At 60.3% G+C, this 16,164-nt stretch carries 12 protein-coding genes; all 12 read right to left on the bottom strand.

Annotated features, from left to right (window positions below; translation table 11 throughout):
• Positions 1–1,247: DUF1329 domain-containing protein (locus DBO86_RS11695; protein ID WP_108233710.1), on the bottom strand; the 1,247-nt coding region annotated here is incomplete at its 3' end.
• A 19-nt stretch (positions 1,248–1,266) separates the two neighbouring features.
• Positions 1,267–2,595, bottom strand: a complete 1,329-nt coding sequence (locus DBO86_RS11690; protein ID WP_208630430.1) for a DUF1302 family protein — start codon at positions 2,593–2,595, stop codon at positions 1,267–1,269.
• Positions 2,596–2,695: 100 nt separating this feature from the next.
• A complete protein-coding gene (locus tag DBO86_RS11685; RefSeq protein ID WP_146173197.1) occupies positions 2,696–3,520 on the bottom strand; it encodes a ComEC/Rec2 family competence protein in 825 nt (274 codons plus the stop codon).
• A gap of 116 nt (positions 3,521–3,636) precedes the next feature.
• Entirely contained in the window at positions 3,637–4,797 is a 1,161-nt protein-coding gene (locus DBO86_RS26245) for a hypothetical protein (RefSeq protein WP_208630428.1), read from the bottom strand.
• Positions 4,798–4,868: 71 nt separating this feature from the next.
• The gene (locus tag DBO86_RS11675) at positions 4,869–5,672 is read right to left on the bottom strand and encodes a hypothetical protein (protein ID WP_108233749.1); all 804 of its coding nucleotides are present in this window, start codon (positions 5,670–5,672) and stop codon (positions 4,869–4,871) included.
• Positions 5,673–5,949: 277 nt separating this feature from the next.
• Complete coding sequence (locus tag DBO86_RS11670) at positions 5,950–7,047, bottom strand: IS5 family transposase (protein ID WP_108233748.1); 1,098 nt, start codon at positions 7,045–7,047, stop codon at positions 5,950–5,952.
• Positions 7,048–7,119: 72 nt separating this feature from the next.
• Positions 7,120–9,387 (bottom strand): ThiF family adenylyltransferase, encoded by a 2,268-nt coding sequence (locus DBO86_RS11665; RefSeq protein WP_167399124.1) that lies wholly within the window; start codon positions 9,385–9,387, stop codon positions 7,120–7,122.
• Positions 9,387–11,435: a DUF4158 domain-containing protein gene (locus DBO86_RS11660; protein WP_108233746.1), complete on the bottom strand. Its 2,049-nt coding sequence runs from the start codon at positions 11,433–11,435 to the stop codon at positions 9,387–9,389. The genes DBO86_RS11665 and DBO86_RS11660 overlap by 1 nt, the downstream gene beginning before the upstream one ends.
• 257 nt (positions 11,436–11,692) lie before the next feature.
• Entirely contained in the window at positions 11,693–12,004 is a 312-nt protein-coding gene (locus DBO86_RS11655; protein ID WP_108233745.1) for a DUF3861 domain-containing protein, read from the bottom strand.
• Positions 12,005–12,035: 31 nt separating this feature from the next.
• On the bottom strand, positions 12,036–13,070 hold the full coding sequence (locus DBO86_RS11650; protein ID WP_108233744.1) for an HlyD family secretion protein: 1,035 nt from the start codon (positions 13,068–13,070) through the stop codon (positions 12,036–12,038).
• Positions 13,071–13,077: 7 nt separating this feature from the next.
• Complete coding sequence (locus DBO86_RS11645) at positions 13,078–14,649, bottom strand: MFS transporter (RefSeq protein ID WP_108232690.1); 1,572 nt, start codon at positions 14,647–14,649, stop codon at positions 13,078–13,080.
• Entirely contained in the window at positions 14,646–16,085 is a 1,440-nt protein-coding gene (locus tag DBO86_RS11640; RefSeq protein WP_425266774.1) for an efflux transporter outer membrane subunit, read from the bottom strand. Before DBO86_RS11640 ends, DBO86_RS11645 begins: the two co-directional genes overlap by 4 nt.
• Positions 16,086–16,164 lie beyond the last annotated feature (79 nt).

Genomic DNA, 16,164 nt, shown 5'->3' with positions numbered 1-16,164 from the left:
CCCGTGGTGCAGTGCATGGCCTGGATGTCGATCATCGTGAAGCTGTCGTCGATCGACACGCCGGAGCCCTTGTTCTTCGGCAGGTGGTGGTCCGGGTGGGCCTGGCCGATGGTGAAGGTCTTCCACATGCTGCCCTTGCGGTCATACGACACGGTGCGCGGCACGGTGAAGGTCTGCGCATCCATGTAGTGCACGCGCTTGGACAGTGGGTGGCTGCCGTCCACCGGCACCGATTCCACCTCGTAGACCTTGCGCAGCTGCCAGGTGATGTTGGGGAAACAGCCGCCCTGACCGCCGAACGCCACCACCTGGTAACCGTCGCTGTCCTTGTGCGTTTCGCTGTCCAGCGTCAGGTCGTTGTGGTTGTAGAACGGCATCAGCATGAAGCGGGTGCCCTTGTAGCTCCACTGCATGTCGGAAATACGCCCGTTGTAGCCCTCGAAGTCCTCGATCATCAAGTCGGAGCCGAGGAAGGCATCGGTCACCTGGCCGGTGGCCAGGCGCCGCACGCGGCGCTGGAAGCCCAGGTACAACCAGGAGTTGTCGCGCTTGAGGTCGTCCTCGGCGCGATGGATCAGCAGCTGGGTGTTGCGCACGTCATAGGGCTCCTGCGCCTTGACGTAGATGCCGCGGAACAGCTGCGACGGGTTGGGGGTGATCGCCGGCGTGGGCTCTTGGTTGACCCGGCGGGTGAAGTTGAGGAAGTGGAAGTCGAACTTGATGGTGCGTTCCAGCTTGCCCGTGTTCATGTCGCGGAACTTCCAGTAGAACGGCGAGATGGCGGCGCTGTCGCCCCAGTTGTAGCCGTACTTGTAGTTCCAGGCGAGCTTCTCGCCGGCGCGCGGGTCGTTCGCGTCCGGCTCCTGGGGGAACGGCCGGCCGGCCACGGCGCCACTGATCTCGCCGGGCTTCGCGCCGAGTTTGACCGTGTCCATGTGCTGGCGGGTAGCCTCGACATAGTTGGGGTGCAGGTCGAAGGAGGTGGTGTCGCCGACCTTCAGCTCCACCCAACCTTTCTCGATAAAGCCGTAGAAGGCCGGGTCGAGAATCTCCTTGAACTGGGCGACGTTGCCCTTGTTGATGGTCATGCCGGCGCTCAGACCGGCGAAGCTCGGCTTGTCGTTCTGGTAGGGGTAGAAGGACTGCTGGATCACCGCCTCGTCGGCGGCGTGCACGCCGCTGGTCGCGCCCAGCGTCAACAGGGCCAGCGCCAGGGCGCGGCTCTGCCGGGATTTCTTGTTGTTCATGGCTATTCCTCGTGATTGATCAGAAGCTGTAACGCAGGGTCAGTTGCAGTTCGTCTTCCTTCTGCGCCATGCCGATGGGGCCGGCGCGGAAGCGGCCCAGCGGCTCGTAGCCGCTCAGACCGGCGGTTACGCCCTCCGGCAGGCCAAAGCTGGTGAAGGGGTCCCAGGGGTTGCAGCTACGGCAGTCGTCGAACTCGCGAGCACCACGGCCGACCTTGAAGTTGGCGCCGGCGATGATCTTCAGGTTGTCGCTGAACAGGTACTGCACGCTCGGCGCGATGGCCGTGGCATGGGCCTTGAGGTCGTGGGCCACTAGCACCTGCGGGCTCAGCCGGTCGTTCATCCACCAGCCCTTGACCAGCAGGGTGCCGATCCAGTTCTGCTCCCAGTCCGGCATGCCGGCCTTGCCCAGTGGGCGATCCTCAAGCTGGTGCTCGCGGATGTGCTGGCCGAACAACTGGCCGGAGAAGAGGAAGGCGCGGCCGGGGTTGAGGAAGGGGATGAAGATGTTCTTGTCCGCACCGATCACGTAACGGGTGACGTCGGACTCGGAGAACAGCCGTGATTGCAGGGTGTTGGCAAACTCCTCGCCCTCGGTGTGCGCGACTTCGACGCGGAACACCGTGTCGATCGCTTGCGAGTAGTAGTCCATCGAACCGCCGATCAGGTTGACCCGCGGGAAATGGATATCGAAGGCGATCAGGGCCGGCCATACCGCGGTTTCACCGGTGAAGGGGTTCTGCGCCGGGATGCCGCCACGCAGCGAGGGCAGTTGCGAGCGGTAGGTCAGGGCGTTCAGCGAGAAGCCGAAATCGCCATAGACGCCTTCCAGCTTGATGCCGAACTGGCTGTTGGACAGGCTCCAGGACGGCATGTGCGCCTTGCGGATACCGATCTGGCCGGGGCCGAAGTCGGTGGCGATGTTGCCGCCGGCGAAGTTGGCCACGGTGCTGCCGTTTTCCCACAGGTTGTTCATGCCGCGGAAGAAACAGCCGGCATCCAGGGCCGAGTTCGGCGTGCCGCACTGGCCGAGGTTGTGCGGGCGGAACTTGTCGAAGTTCCACACGAACGACAGGTTGAGGTCGTCGAACACCTCGTTGGCGCCCATGCGCCAGTCGGCCTTGGCGATCCACATCGGGATGCGGATGTCCTCCAGTTCGTCGTAGATGTTGTTGCGCGAGAAGTCGATCGGGTTGATCACGTCGAGCACGCGGAACAGGTCGGTGCGGCCCCAGATCACCTGCTGCTTGCCCAGGCGCCAGCTCAGAATGTCGCCGTTGGGCAGATCGTTGTCGAAGTCGACGTAGAGCTCGCGGATGAAGTCCGGGTCCAGCCGACATACGTGCAAAAACAGGACTTAGGCTGAACTGACAATTGAAAGGCACTTTGGCAGTTCAACGGCCGCAACGCAACGCCGCCGACGGCTTACACGGCAGCATTAATAATGCCTACTGTCGTGGAGTCAGCTCCCAGCCGCCGCCATCGTTAAGGACGAGCCTGATGTTGCCCTTCTCGTCCGTGCGAAACACCTTATTTCCCTGCTTGGAGCCACTACTGTATTTCTCGTAGAGACTTAGCGCCTTCTTGTCCGGATGTCCATGCGGATTATCGCCAACAGAAACAATGGTCATGGCAGGCGATTTCGCCCTGATATGGCTCGTGTAGTAATGCTCATCATCACCTGGATCATCGAAGTATGAAATCGAACCGTGATGACTTGCCAACAATATTGAACACGAGAGATCGGCGTCGGCGTAGTGTTTCCGGATTTCCTTCCAGGTGACTGCGTCAGTATCCCCGGTGAGCAGCGCGCTTGAATAGCTTTTGCCGGCAGCGCTATCGCGGTGAACGACTTTGATGACAATGCTTTGGGCATTGGCGTTGTCGGCAAGATTGTCGTTCTTCGCATTCATGATACGCAGCCAAGTATTGCCGTAATCGTAGTAGGTCTTGTGCTCTACCTCGGTGAATCCAACGTCACGGCGAAGCTGCATGTATTCGCGGTACTCCGTGCAGTCTGGTGTCGTGCCAACGGCGCCGCTATCCCAAACATGTTGAATCGGATGTTTGGCATGGACTTTCTTGACGCCACGCATGTGGTCAGCATCTCGGTGTGAACAGATGAACACGTCGATCTTCGTGCCTTGGCCAATCTGGCGACGCAGATAGCCCAGGACATCCTTCTCGTTGTCGTTTGTCACATTGCAGTCATAGAGATGAACCTTGCCGTTAGCAAGTTTAAGCAAGGTCATATTTCCCTGACCGACATTCATAAAATCGACTTCAGTTGGCATTGTGAGGATTACGGCCCCAGTTGACACGCATTCCGGCCAACCTCGAACGATAAGCTGGAGTTGACCGCACTGCCTCCAAAGATCTGCATCAGCATCTAGTGATTTGAAGTCGCACTTGCCTCAGAGACCGTTTGCAAGTCGAAGGCACCGCGTGCCAGCAAACGGGCCTCCAACAGACTACCAGCCAACGGATGCAAGGCGTTGGGATTCCAGAGGAAACTCGCTTTGACGTTCAGATCATTTGGAGTCTTGGCCAAGACGGAATCATCCTCCAGAAAGAGGATGCCCGAGAGATGTCTTGTTACGTCGCCTGCCAAAATCGCCGATTTGATGTTGCTGTTGAAATTCTTGGCGGAATCGGATGAGGAGAGGTAGTCGGAGAAGAAACGGTCACCAAACTCCTTGAAGAATGGCTTCCTAGAGTCATCGAAATGGAAGACTCTTTCCCCCGTCCAAGGAAAGAGAACGAAGACGATCACCGTTGGCTCCACCTTCGAGAACTTCTTCGCATGCCCGAACAGCAATCGATGATGGTTCTTAGCGTGCTCCAAGGGCGAATAAGAACTCGCTGCCGTCAATACACCCGTATCCCAGCCGAACTTATACGACAACCCAGAGATGACCTTGCTAACAAATGCCGAAGGACGGAGATTGACGTCCACGCCATGAATCAGTTCACTCAGCAACTTCTTACGATTGGCTTGGTAGGTGGCGAAGTCCTGATCACCGTTATAGGAAGGAAGTATCGTCAGCTTTTCGATGTTCTTGGCGTTTCGGAAGTCCTTGAAGATTCCTTCGAGGATGCCGCCGATCTTGTCAGAAAGAAGCTTTGTATCCATCGAAACGCCGAGTCTAGGAAAGCTCATGTCGTGATTGGCATTCTGCATTCCCATTTCGGAGGCCAGCGTCTGCGACGCTGGCACGGTGCGGTCTAAGGCCACGTTCCCCGGCCCTGTTGAAACATCCGCCAAGAAATAATCGAGCGCACAAAGCTCAGCGTAGGCTCCATCCCACTCGGAAGTCACGATCTTGTTAATTGCTGCGAGGATTTCTTTGCGAAGGGTTTCATCGGCGTGCAACGAGGCAGCGAGTCGGCGAAGCCGTTGCTCGAAGTTGGCGTTGAATTCAACAAACTGCCCGGGCTTGCCCAGTGCGCCGATCACATCGTTGGACTGCGTATCAGCCGCATTAAAGGTAGCTGTTCCGATGCCAAATATGCCATCGACGAGTAATGCGTAATGCTCTCGATCAGTCATGCTCTTCATCCTTATTCGATGCAACTACCTCGGCATGCCTCCATTCATCGGTGAAGATAGTGCGATATTTGCTACGCTGGCGCCGAGCCACCAGCCTTGCGACTTGTCCTCGTCTTCTGCTGCGCGATGTGATCGCAGCCCTCGAACAGGCGTACAGCATACGCAAAAGCTGTGCGCTTCAATGCGGTTTCATTGACCAAAAAGATCCAGAACCCCAAGAACATGAGCGAAACAAGAAGCGCTACAACTTCCGGTGCCCCGACCTTATCCAGGGCATCTGTCATTGAACTCAAGGAACTGGTCAGAAGCATCATGCGCAATAGCGTGCCGCCAAAACAGAGGGCCGCTACAACAATGCCGCCGCGCCGAAGGCCCAAGGCGTTACGTTGGAAACCGAAGGCGATGTTCTCCTTGTAGATCAATGGAAAGGCCTTCGTGTCGCGCGTCCGGCCGATTAGCCACGTAGTCGCTGCACGATAATATTCATCGGCGGCCTGCGGGTCAGCCGTTTCGGCATTCGGGGTCGGCATGGGCTTGCCGATGGATTTGGCAAGCGTCTCGTGATAGCGGAATTTGGTGTGCACGTCGATTGTGGCATCTCTGTGCCGCATTATCTGGGTCGTTGGCGCCCCGCCCCATTTGGCAAAAAGCTCCTCTTGCAGGCGCTTTCCCGCATTGCGGGCGATGCGTCCCAGTGCATATGCAACGCCACACGCAACCAGCACGCTGAGAATCGTTCTGCCGAGAACGTTGCCAGCCGCCGCGAAGCAGACGAATACAACGGCTGCTGGAGCCACGGCCAGCAGACCTGGATAGAGGCGTGCCTGGCGCTCATACGGATCGAACAACTTCGAGAACGCACCTGCTATTTCCATATTTCATCCCGATCTAACACAATGGCGAAACCGCGATTTCGTGATTACGTCCAAACGCGCCTACAGTGCCGCTTAACAGGTCCAGCGCACCTTGGCGGTCCGAGGGAGGTATTCATCGAGCTAGCAGGTTGATGCAAAAGCTTGCGCCGCAGCGTCGGCAGGGCGGTTCGGATTGATTTTCATGGTGACTTCCTCGCGAGCGATGAATTTTCAATTCGGTTCGGAAGACCGAAGCGAATGCCCGCCCGCGCAGTCGAACGCATTCCGGTCCGCCCCTTCATACTTCTGCTCCCGGCCCCGGGGTGGTCAATTTCGCGATCCTCAGCAGGTTGTACGCGGCACCGGAGATGAAGGCCGCCATCTGGGTTCGTACCTGGCCGATGAATCGGGTCTTGCGCAGGCCACCGACGCTCTTGAGCCAACCGAAGATTTCCTCGACCCGCTTGCGCTTGCGCTGGCTGATTCGGTAACCCTCGGTGCGGGTGGTTCGGCCATCGAGTCCTGGCGTCTTGCGGCCATCGATGGGTGCGATGTGCGGACGAATCCCGTGCTCGCGCAAATTCGCCACGAATTCCTTCACGTGGTAACCCTTGTCGGCCGCGAGCGTCTTCGGGTGGATGCGGCGACGACGGGCGCGAGTGAGCAGCGACCGCGCGGCGCGGTGCTCGGCCTGGGTCGAGTCGGTCACGAGGATGTCGACGCACAGACCGTTGCGGTTCTCCATGAGCACATGGCCGCCATAACTCAGCTTCGCCGGCTGGCCGTTGCCCTTTCTCATGAGTCGCGAGTCCGGATCGGTCGTGCTCTGGTGTGTCGCGTTGGAGCGCTTCTCGCCCTTGAAGTCGACCATTCCGGTTCCGTCGCCGCCATCCTTCGGCTGCTCGCCGTCCTTGCGCTTGAAGCTCTTGAACGAGGCCCAGGCGTCGATCAACGTGCCGTCGACAGTGAAATGATCGGAGGACAGGAGATTGTCGCGGCGGGCAAGGCTCACCACTTCATCGAAGAAGCGTCGTGCGACATCGGCGGCGACCAGACGCTCGCGCAATCGGCTGAAGTTCGACTGATCGAGGCTCGTGCTCTCCAGACCCATATCGAGAAACCAGCGGAAGAGAATGTTGTAGTCGAGCTGCTCGCAGAACTGACGATCCGAGCGGATCGAGTACAGCGCGATCAGCAATTGCCCCTTGAGCAGCCGCTCCGGCGGAATCGATGGACGGCCGACGCTCGAGTACAGCGCGTCCAGATCCGCGGTGATGGCGCTCAACGCCCGGTCGGCCAGCTTCTTCACCCGACGCAGCGGATGATCCGCCGGCACGCGCGACTCCGGAGAGAAGTAATGGAACATCGACGACTGGGGATCGAGTTGGCCGCGCATCGTTGTCAGGGTCTGAGTTTCGGGAGCGCCTCTATGACATCAGACTTGCCGGTTCGTTCACTGACTTTTGCATCATCCTGCTAGCCCCTGCAGTGCGCACATGTCATCGTCACCGATAATGAGCATGACGGCCGGCAATCCCTCCATGGCCAAGCCCAAGGTAAGGTAAGCCAACTGGTACTTGTCGTCGCCGCTCGGAGTTGCACTGTAACCTCGTGGGTGACTGTGCCACTCTCCGATATACCGTACGATTCCCGCGGTACGCTTGCCAGCGTCGACAACCGCGTCAATGACACCTTCAAGCCCGCGCTCGAAAGCTCCTGGAGACGCCTTGCTATCTCTCGGCGCTGGAAGGGCATCGACCACAACAATCGAGTTGACGTTGAAGTCGTGGTACCCGAGAAGGATGCCGCCGGTCTCGTTTGGCAACTGCTTCTTCCGGAACGCCGACATCTTGTCACGCACTCCCGCGTCGATGAAAAGGCCTAGCCCGTCAAAAGGTAAGTGCAACTCGTCCCTGACTTCGATCGAGTGAGCCGCGATGCTACCGGACACTGGATCCTTGGTCCAAACACGAATTGCAGCCTCGGCGGACAATGACAAGCGAGGCACTTGGTCAGCAATCGTTGCGGCGTGTCCGAGGATATTGGAGTACGGCATCACCAAGGAAATGTCTCGGCAACTGGCACCGCTCCAATACGACCCCAGATTCCCGTCCAGGTGATTTCGCCCCCACTCTTCCGAGAGCATCGACCGATAGTATTGGGCTTCCAGGGTCCTCAGGCGAAGCTTTCGATTCGCATCTTCCAGCAGCAATACGGCGGCGCTAGCGCTCGGCGTTACGAAGACCGATACGTGCCGCCCGACGTCGTCTCGCGAACTGGCAAGGCGTGGGTAGTCCAACGTGGTGGATGCGTCGACGACGAGCGTCGAGGACTGCAGCGCCTCGACTGACTTCTGTTCGGAAAGGTCACACGCATCCGCGTGGATTGCCTTGGCCTTCGTTGCCCCTTGCATGACGCGGTCGACCTGAATCACCGCGGCTTCTGCCTTGGAAGCGCCGATCAACGACGAGTCGGCCTGATGGCGAACCAGGTTGTGCGGTTTGATATGGTCGTTATCGATGATCGACCACTCGCCCCAGCCAGATCGAGTCCACATATCCAGCAGAGCACTTCCCAACGCTCCGGCGCCGACCAGGGTTCCTGAGGGGCCTTCTGGCGCGACGCCCGACTGGAATCTGGCGGCAGCGCGATCGACACACCGTAGGACTTCCATCGGGAACACCGATTGCCCGCGCCACTCCGCTTTCGCGGGTGGAGCGCTAAATCCCGTTTTCAGTTCTTCGTAGTAGCGGGTGACGTTATCCTGCTGCTTCAAGGTATACAAGGCGCCCAAAGCCTCGCCGAGCTTGAGGATCCCTGTCTTGATCAGGTAGGCTCGCTGAACAACTTTCGATGGATATTCCCCTTCGGCCCGACAGACAGGAACGTGCAGCATCAGGACTGTCTGCGGATCGTCTTTGCTCGCCTCTATGCCAGGGGTGACACGAGCCTGAACCGCACTGGTCAGCTCGTCGAGCAGGTTGATGCCCTTGGCAGATAGAGCATCGGCAAGCTGTCCCAGGGTCCCGCAATCGCTTTCGACTCGTCCGTGCACGACCTTCGGCAGCGTCAAATTGACGACGGATGCTGTCCGTTCGGCCTTCGCGGTCGTACTCCCTTCAAGGAAAAGCGTTACGCCACCCCCGGGGCGGTCCAAACCTCTTGCCACCCAGAAGTACATGTTGGGATTGTCACGCAGCGCGTCAAAATTCCAGGGCAGAACGAGTTCGAATGGGGACACAAAGAACAGTTGCTCGACTGGCTGATCCGCGGCGTGCAGCGTTCCGCGCGCCGAGTGTTCCAGCCAATATTGAATGCGCTTCAAGAAGGAAGGCGCCGTCCAGGTCCTCGCAACTGAGCGCGGGGGCTCCTGATACAGACACAAACTTGGCGCTGCATCCGGAAGTATGGAGTTTTGGTGCATCAACAGCGGGAAACCGCGACGAAGCGCGAGAACCTCAATCAGCGCTTGAGGGTCCTTGGGTACGCAAAGGGCCAGACGCTCGGTGAAGTCGATGCCCACAGAGTTGGAAGGCGGGACACCATCGCACGAGACGTCGACGACAAGAATCTCCTGGGCCGGCTCGCCCAATGGCGACTTCTTGCGATACGTTTCGACTAGCAAATAGTCACGATGTAGCCCGACGGCCTCGTACAGGGCGCGCGACCGCGGAAACTCAAGAGCACTACCAGGAATGTCCTCGGCATCGTCGAAGCCTCGAAACTGATCTCCCATTACCCAGCCCTGATTGGGCGGCTTTCCAGGCCGGCTCGCGGCGGTTTGGAGGCGAGGACGGCGGGAGCACCGGAAATTGCCTTGATCCATGAGACGCCGCCGGTCGATACCTCGAAGGTGATGGGCTCGGGCTTCGCGGCGTTAGGCTCTTCCATCGTGACTACGACCCGGCGGCCTTGAATCTTCTTCCGATAGGTTTCGTAAGCGTTCTTGGCCTGGATGTGGGGCGGTTGCTTGGCGTCCTTGTCGTACATGTCCTTGCTGTCGGGGATGGGCTCGCTCGTCCAGTGCGCCACGTTGCAGAGCACATCGATGACGTTGCGCTCCGGAAGTCGCTCCAACAGGGCGGCCTCCAGGGCTCGGGCCGATGCCTTCGGCTCTCGCGGCGCGCCGCGCTTCAGGATCGGCAGGCCCGCCTCGTCGATGCCGAGCGACTTGTTTTCAGGGAAGCTGGCATCCACGGCTGCGGCGGTCTCGGTCAGACCCTCGCGCAGGCTGCGGGTAAATCCGGCGGCGTCGGTCGCAAGACCCAACTGCGCGCAGTAGTCCGCGACCAGCGGCTCACATTCCTCCCAGGATAGGAGTTGCTCTCGGTAGTCGGCATAGGCTTCGGAGCCCTGGATGGAGACATCGCCCGACTTGATTTCGGCCGCCAGCGCGGAAAACACACAGACCTCGAAGTGCGGCCGGCTGATGCGCTCGCCGTCGTCGGTCTTCACCAGGACGGTGCGCTTCCAGCGCTCGTTGGTGAAAGACAAGTCCACGGCTTCGTCGATCCAGGCGCCCTTGCGGTTTTCGTGAGTGAGGAGCACGTCGACGGCTTGCATTAGCGATTGGTCCTCGCTGGTCGAAGTCATCGTCAAGAGGTGGACCATGCGGAACAGGGTCGGGCGATGGCTGCGATAGAAGCGCCAGACCAGCGGGTAGTAGTTGTCGCCACTAAAGGCATTGATGGCGGTGCAGTCCTCCTGCAGGGCCTGTGCGCCGCCTCGGTTCGACAGCAGCGACCGGATGGAGCGGCCGGCCTCGGCATCCTCCGGCTGGGTGTCCAGTACCTGGATGACATCCGAGAGCGTCGCCACCAGATGCTCGGTCTTTTGGCGGTAGCGGATTCGCAGCCGTTCCAGCTCTTCCTTGCCGCGGCGGTGGATGTGGTTCATACGCTTGATGAACATGTCGGCCAGGTCATCGCGAGCCTGGACGCGGGCGCGGTTGATCAAGCTCAGGACCAGCACGTAGCGCTTGGGTGGAGTGAATTTCTTCAGCTCAGCGGCGTCAAGCGCCTTGGCTTCGGCCGCGAAGTGCTTAATCTTGGCGTTGGGAATGCCAGCCAGGTGGTGGTCGGCACCGACCGTATTCGACAGTTTGACGATGTGATCGAGCAAGTCCTGCAGATGCTCCAGGGATGAGCGTTTGGGCAGTTGCTTCAAGGAGAAGAAGAGGCTTTTCTTCTGAGGACTGTCGCCGACCTCCAACAAGGCATCGAGTTGTCCGCGCTCCGCGTTGGGGAGGCGCGATAGCACTACTTCGAAGAAGCGACCGTTGATCAGAGTGCGGATGCGCCGTGAGAGCCGATCGAGGGTGCTAAAGGCCGGAAGCTCAATGCGTTGGTGTACCAGTTCCTCGATGGCGACATTGATCAGATCGGCCGGGTTATCCATGACCTCCGCGGCGGTGGCCATCGCTTCACTCGCCACCCGCAATCCCTCGTCGCCCCATGCCGACACGCCCAGCCGCTCGCGAATCGCCTGGTGATGTCGGTACAAGGTCCGCGGCTCGGCGTAGGTAGGCGAAAGCTCGATATCGATGTCGGCAGCGGCGCGGACATGCTGAACGATTACTATCGGCACCTCATCCAAAGCCGGAAAGTAGCCCAGGCGCTGGAAAGCCTTGAGCAGCAAGAGAAGACCGAATCGAGGCTGCGGCTTGCGCGCGAAAAGACGTGCGAACTGCATCTCGTCATCCGTCGGTGTATAGAGTGCTTCGAGTTCCCGCGCCGTCGGATTGCGTTTGAATCGAGGATAGGCAGTTCTTTCAATGGAAGCCATCAGTAGTGCCTGGTTAAATCGATGCCCGTGAATGCCAATGAGGTAGTTTTGGGGCCTTGCTTTCGCCGAAGATACCGATTAGATGTCACGCTCTTCGGCAACGCGCCTCAGTTGAGACTTCAGCCGCCGGATCTTTCGGGGGGCGACCCGCTGGGCCTCCAGCGCGCCGAACTGCTTCATCTACTGGTACATGCTGTCCAGGGAAACGCCCGGTCGCTCCACTACATTGGCCAACTGTGTCGCACCGAGAAGTCGAATCAATCTTTTCTTTGGCTTTCGCTTGACCCTGCCTTCAGCTCCTTCACAAATTGATGTAGCTTCGGCAGGAATGAAGACAGAACCGGGTTGTCCTTGTTTGCCAGAATGGCCTCACCAAACAGCTTCAGACCGACCGCAAATGCCGCCGCGTCATCCTGGCTACTGAAGTCACCTCTGCCGCGAATCCAAGTCACGACGGAGATGATGTCGTCATGATTCCAAGCCTCAAACTGCAACGGCTTGCGGTCACTGGGAACGTCGTGCGAATCGGTCAATTGCTCCAGAGTGACGCGATAACGGTATTGCCTCATTTGTGTGACTCCTCATGTTGAACTGACGACGTTATTCACCGATGTGGATCTCGGGCGTCACGGACATGCCGACGCGCAGGTTTGCAGCGTCAAGCTGGTCGGGGTCGATGCGAATGCGCACAGGCAGGCGCTGGACGATCTTGGTGAAGTTGCCCGTGGCGTTGTGCGGCGCGACGGCCGAGTAGCTCACGCCACTGGCCGGCCCCAGACTTTCCACGGTCCCCTTCAGTACGGCACCCGGCAAGGCGTCCACCTTGATGTCCACCGATTGCCCTGGCTGCACACGCGCCAATTGCGTTTCGCGGAAGTTGGCCGTGATGTAAACCGCGTCGAGCGGGATCACCGCCACCAATGGCTTGCCGGCATTCACGAATGCGCCGACACGCACCGACTTCTGGCCGATCACGCCGTCGATGGGCGCCGTGATTTGGGTATAGGAGAGCTTCAACTCCGCAGCGGCTTGCGCCGCCTGCGCCTGGGAAAGTGCAGCCTTGGCCTTTTCAAGATCGGCTTTCAGGATGTCCGTCTGCTGTCGCGCCGCTTGCAGGCCCGCGCGGTTCTTGTCGCGGCTGGCCAGCCGAATGGCCAACTGCGCCTCGGCCTGCTGCTGTGCCTGGATCGATCCTGATCCGTCTGAAGCGAGGTTCCGGTAGCGTTTTTGGTTGGCCTCTGCCAATTTGAGTTCTGCGTCGTCCACCGCGACGGCCGCCTGCGCCTGACGTATCGCGGTTTCCTGCTGCGCCACACGCGCGGCGAGCCCCGCGACGCTGGCCTCGGCAGCGGCGACTTGTGCCTTGGCCGCATCCACCGCAACGATGAAATCCCGATCGTCGATCGCGGCGATCAGATCGCCAGCCTTCACTGGCTGGTTTTCTTCGACCAGCACCTTGCCGATTACGCCCGACACCTGGGGCGCGACGAGGGTGAAGTCGGCCTGTACATAGGCGTCGTCCGTGGATTGGGTCGATGCGCTGGATTCAGGGCGATTCAGATAAATGACACAGCCCACTGCCACTGCGAGCAGTAGCAGGGCACTGGTGATCTTGGCTTTCTTCGGCATGGCCATGGTGGAACTATCCTTGGGACGACGATGTGGAATGAGGGGCAGCGGGCTGCAAATCGGGGGCGGGAATGTAGGTCAGCCTTAATACGAAGGGGACCATCACCAGCGCCAGAACGCCCAGCACGCGGTAGGCATCCGCGACCGACAGCACCAGTGCCTGCTGGCCGATGATTCCCATCAGTTGAGCGGGCTCCGGGACAAGCGGAACGGAGTTGCCTACGGACGCGGCGTGATCCAGCAGCATTTCCGCGTGGAACCGCTGCCTTACGGTCACGAGCTGCCCGACCATCGCGCCGCCGAATACCGAGCCCAGGGCGCGCAGCGTGTTGATGTTCCCCGACACATACGGGCCTTCGCTGGGGTGCACGACGCTGGTACACAGGAACAGCAGCGAGACAACGGCCATGGGCTGGCCGAAGGCTTGCAGCGTCTGCGTCAGCACGAACTGGTCGCGGTTCCAGTCAGAAGTCAGTTGCGCACCAAAGAAGCACGCCAGGGCGATCAGCAATAGGCCGCCCGCGAACACGAATCGGGCATCGACCCATTTCCGGTACAGGAACAGCGCCACCACGGAACCCAGGATCAGTTGGGGCAGTGCGACGATCAGTCCGATCGGCGCCATCTGAAGCGGTCGGTAGCTTTGGAGCGGCCCGAGAAAGGTCATCGGCAACATCATGCTAGAGGTCAGCACGACCAGGAGGCAGATGAACAAGGTGAAGCCCAACGCCAAGTTGCGGCGGCTGAGCATTTGCAACTTGATGAACGGCGTCGGGTGATACCACTCCGTCAACAGATAAGCTCCCAGCAGAGTCAGCCCGGCCACCAATGAGACGACGATGAGGGGGGAGTTGAACCAGTCCAGCCGCACGCCCTGATCCAGGGCGACGGTAATCAGGGCAAATGCCGGTATGCCGAAAGCCATGCCCGGCCAGTTGGCCTGCGGGAAGCGGTCTGTCTGGATCGGGTCTTTCGGCAGGCCCCATCCGATCAACAAGGCGGCAATGGCCGCGAGCGGAAGTATCTGCCAGTACACCCAGCGCCAATCGAACAGGCCATCGGTCCATTGCCCCGCCAGCCAGATCGAAAGGTTCGGCGCGAAAGTGGCCGTAAGCGCATACAGCGCCACTCCGTGCAGCCGTATGTGGGGCGGCAGGAACTTCAACGCCGCCATCATCAACACGGGAATCATCGTGCCGCTGGCGATGCCTTGCAGAAAGCGCATGACCAGCAGCAGATGGAGGTCATGGATGAAGGGAATGCACACCGCCAGCAAAGTGCATACACCGATCATCCACAGCTCGAATCGGCGCAGCGAGAGGGTGATGGCGAACCATGCCGAGAAAGGCAGGGCGATCAGTTCGCCCGCGCTATAGACGGTCGTGAGCCAGGAGGCATCGTCCAGGCCGAAGCCCAGCGCGCCGCGCACGTCCGCCAGGGCCAGTGCGCCCACGCGGTTGTTCAGTCCCGACATCATGGCCGCGATGAGGATGCCGACCAACCCGGCAATCGCCCGCTTCGGAGGGGCTGCCGCAGCAGCGGGTGTGGGCGGCGCCTCTGTCGGCTGCAACGCTGCGGCACTCATTGGTCAACCTTTGATTGCAAGCTGGCCGGCGATGTGGTGGTCGTCAGAGGTGCATCGCCACTGGCCTGTCGCCCGGATGTGAGTGCATCAGGGTCCCAGCCACCGCCCAGCGACTTGTAGAGATTGACCAGGGTGAGCGCGGCGTTGGTGGCGCTGGCATTGAGGCTGGTCTGGCTGGCGAGGACGCCGCGCTGCGCGGCCAGGACATTCAAGTAGTCGGCAGCGCCTTCCTGATAGCCGCGCTCGGCAGCATGCAGCGCCTGCTTGTTCTGCTCATACGAGACCCGCAATTCGGCATGGTGGTTCTGCTGAGCGGCCCAAGCGTCCAGAGCGTTGTCCACTTCATGCCAGGCTTGCAGTACCGTCTGCCGGTAGGCGATGGCGGCTGTTCTTTGCCGTGCCTCGTTCAGCGCAAGGCGCTGCTTCAGACGCCCGCCCTGGAAGATAGGAAGATAGACCGTCGGGCCGACGGAGAAGAACCGGGAATCCCAACTGTCGAGGTCGTTGAACTCGAAGGCTTCGACGCCGACCCTGCCTTTCAGGCCGATTCGCGGGTAGAAATCGGCTTTGGCGACGCCGATGGCCGCCGTCGCAGCGTGGAGTTGGGCCTCGGCGCGCTGTATGTCCGGCCGCCTGTGCGCCAGTTCGGAGGGCAGGCCCACCGGCACCTTGGAAGGCAGCGACGGCAAGGGCATCGCTTCAAGCAACTGCGCGTCGAGGGCGCGCGGCTGCTCTCCCATCAGCAATGCAAGCGCGTTCATCAGGGCATTGCGGCGCTGGGTCAGTTCGGGCAGCAGCGCCTCGACCGTTGCCAGTTGCGCGTGCGCCGAAGCGGTTTCAAAACGTGTGGCCACACCATTGCGCTCACGGCTTTCGGCAAGGCGCAGGGTGCGATCGGCGACCTCCAGGTTCTGCCGGGTGATGTCCAGTTGCGCTTGCGTACCGCGCAACTGGAGATAGGTGCGGGCCACCTCGGCGGACAAGGCCACCCGTGCCGCCTCGCGCTCATATACCGTGGCCTCGAAGGCAGCCGCGGCGCCTTCGCGCGATCGCCGCGCGCGGCCCCATAGGTCGAGTTCCCAACTGGCGTCGAATCCCAACTGCCAGAAGTCGCTCGCGCTCGTCGGTGCGCCCAGCGCCGCAAACTTGCCGTGCTCGCTGAGGGCCTCGCGGGAATAGCCCGCCGAAGCGCCCACGCTGGGCAGCAGCAGCGAGGAGGCAATCCCCAACTGCGCCCGGCTTTGCTCGATGCGCTCCGAGGCGATCTGCAGGTTCAGGTTGCCTGCCTGCGCACGGACTTGCAGATCCGTCAGCACGTCATCGTTGAACAACGTCCACCATGAAGACGGGAAGTTCGCGGCGGATGTTTCCTGAACCTGTGTGTAGTCCGCCCTGGGCGACAGTTGGGCGGCTGCGAGCCTGTCGTCGGGTTTCACGAAGTCAGGACCAACCGCGCAGCCGACCAGTGAGATCGTGCAGAGCGCCGTGCCTGCTTGTCGCAGCAGTTGTGAGAGC

This window comes from Ectopseudomonas oleovorans (genome assembly GCF_003052605.1).
GTDB lineage: Bacteria > Pseudomonadota > Gammaproteobacteria > Pseudomonadales > Pseudomonadaceae > Aquipseudomonas > Aquipseudomonas oleovorans_A.
This window is presented reverse-complemented; position numbering and strand designations above follow the sequence as displayed.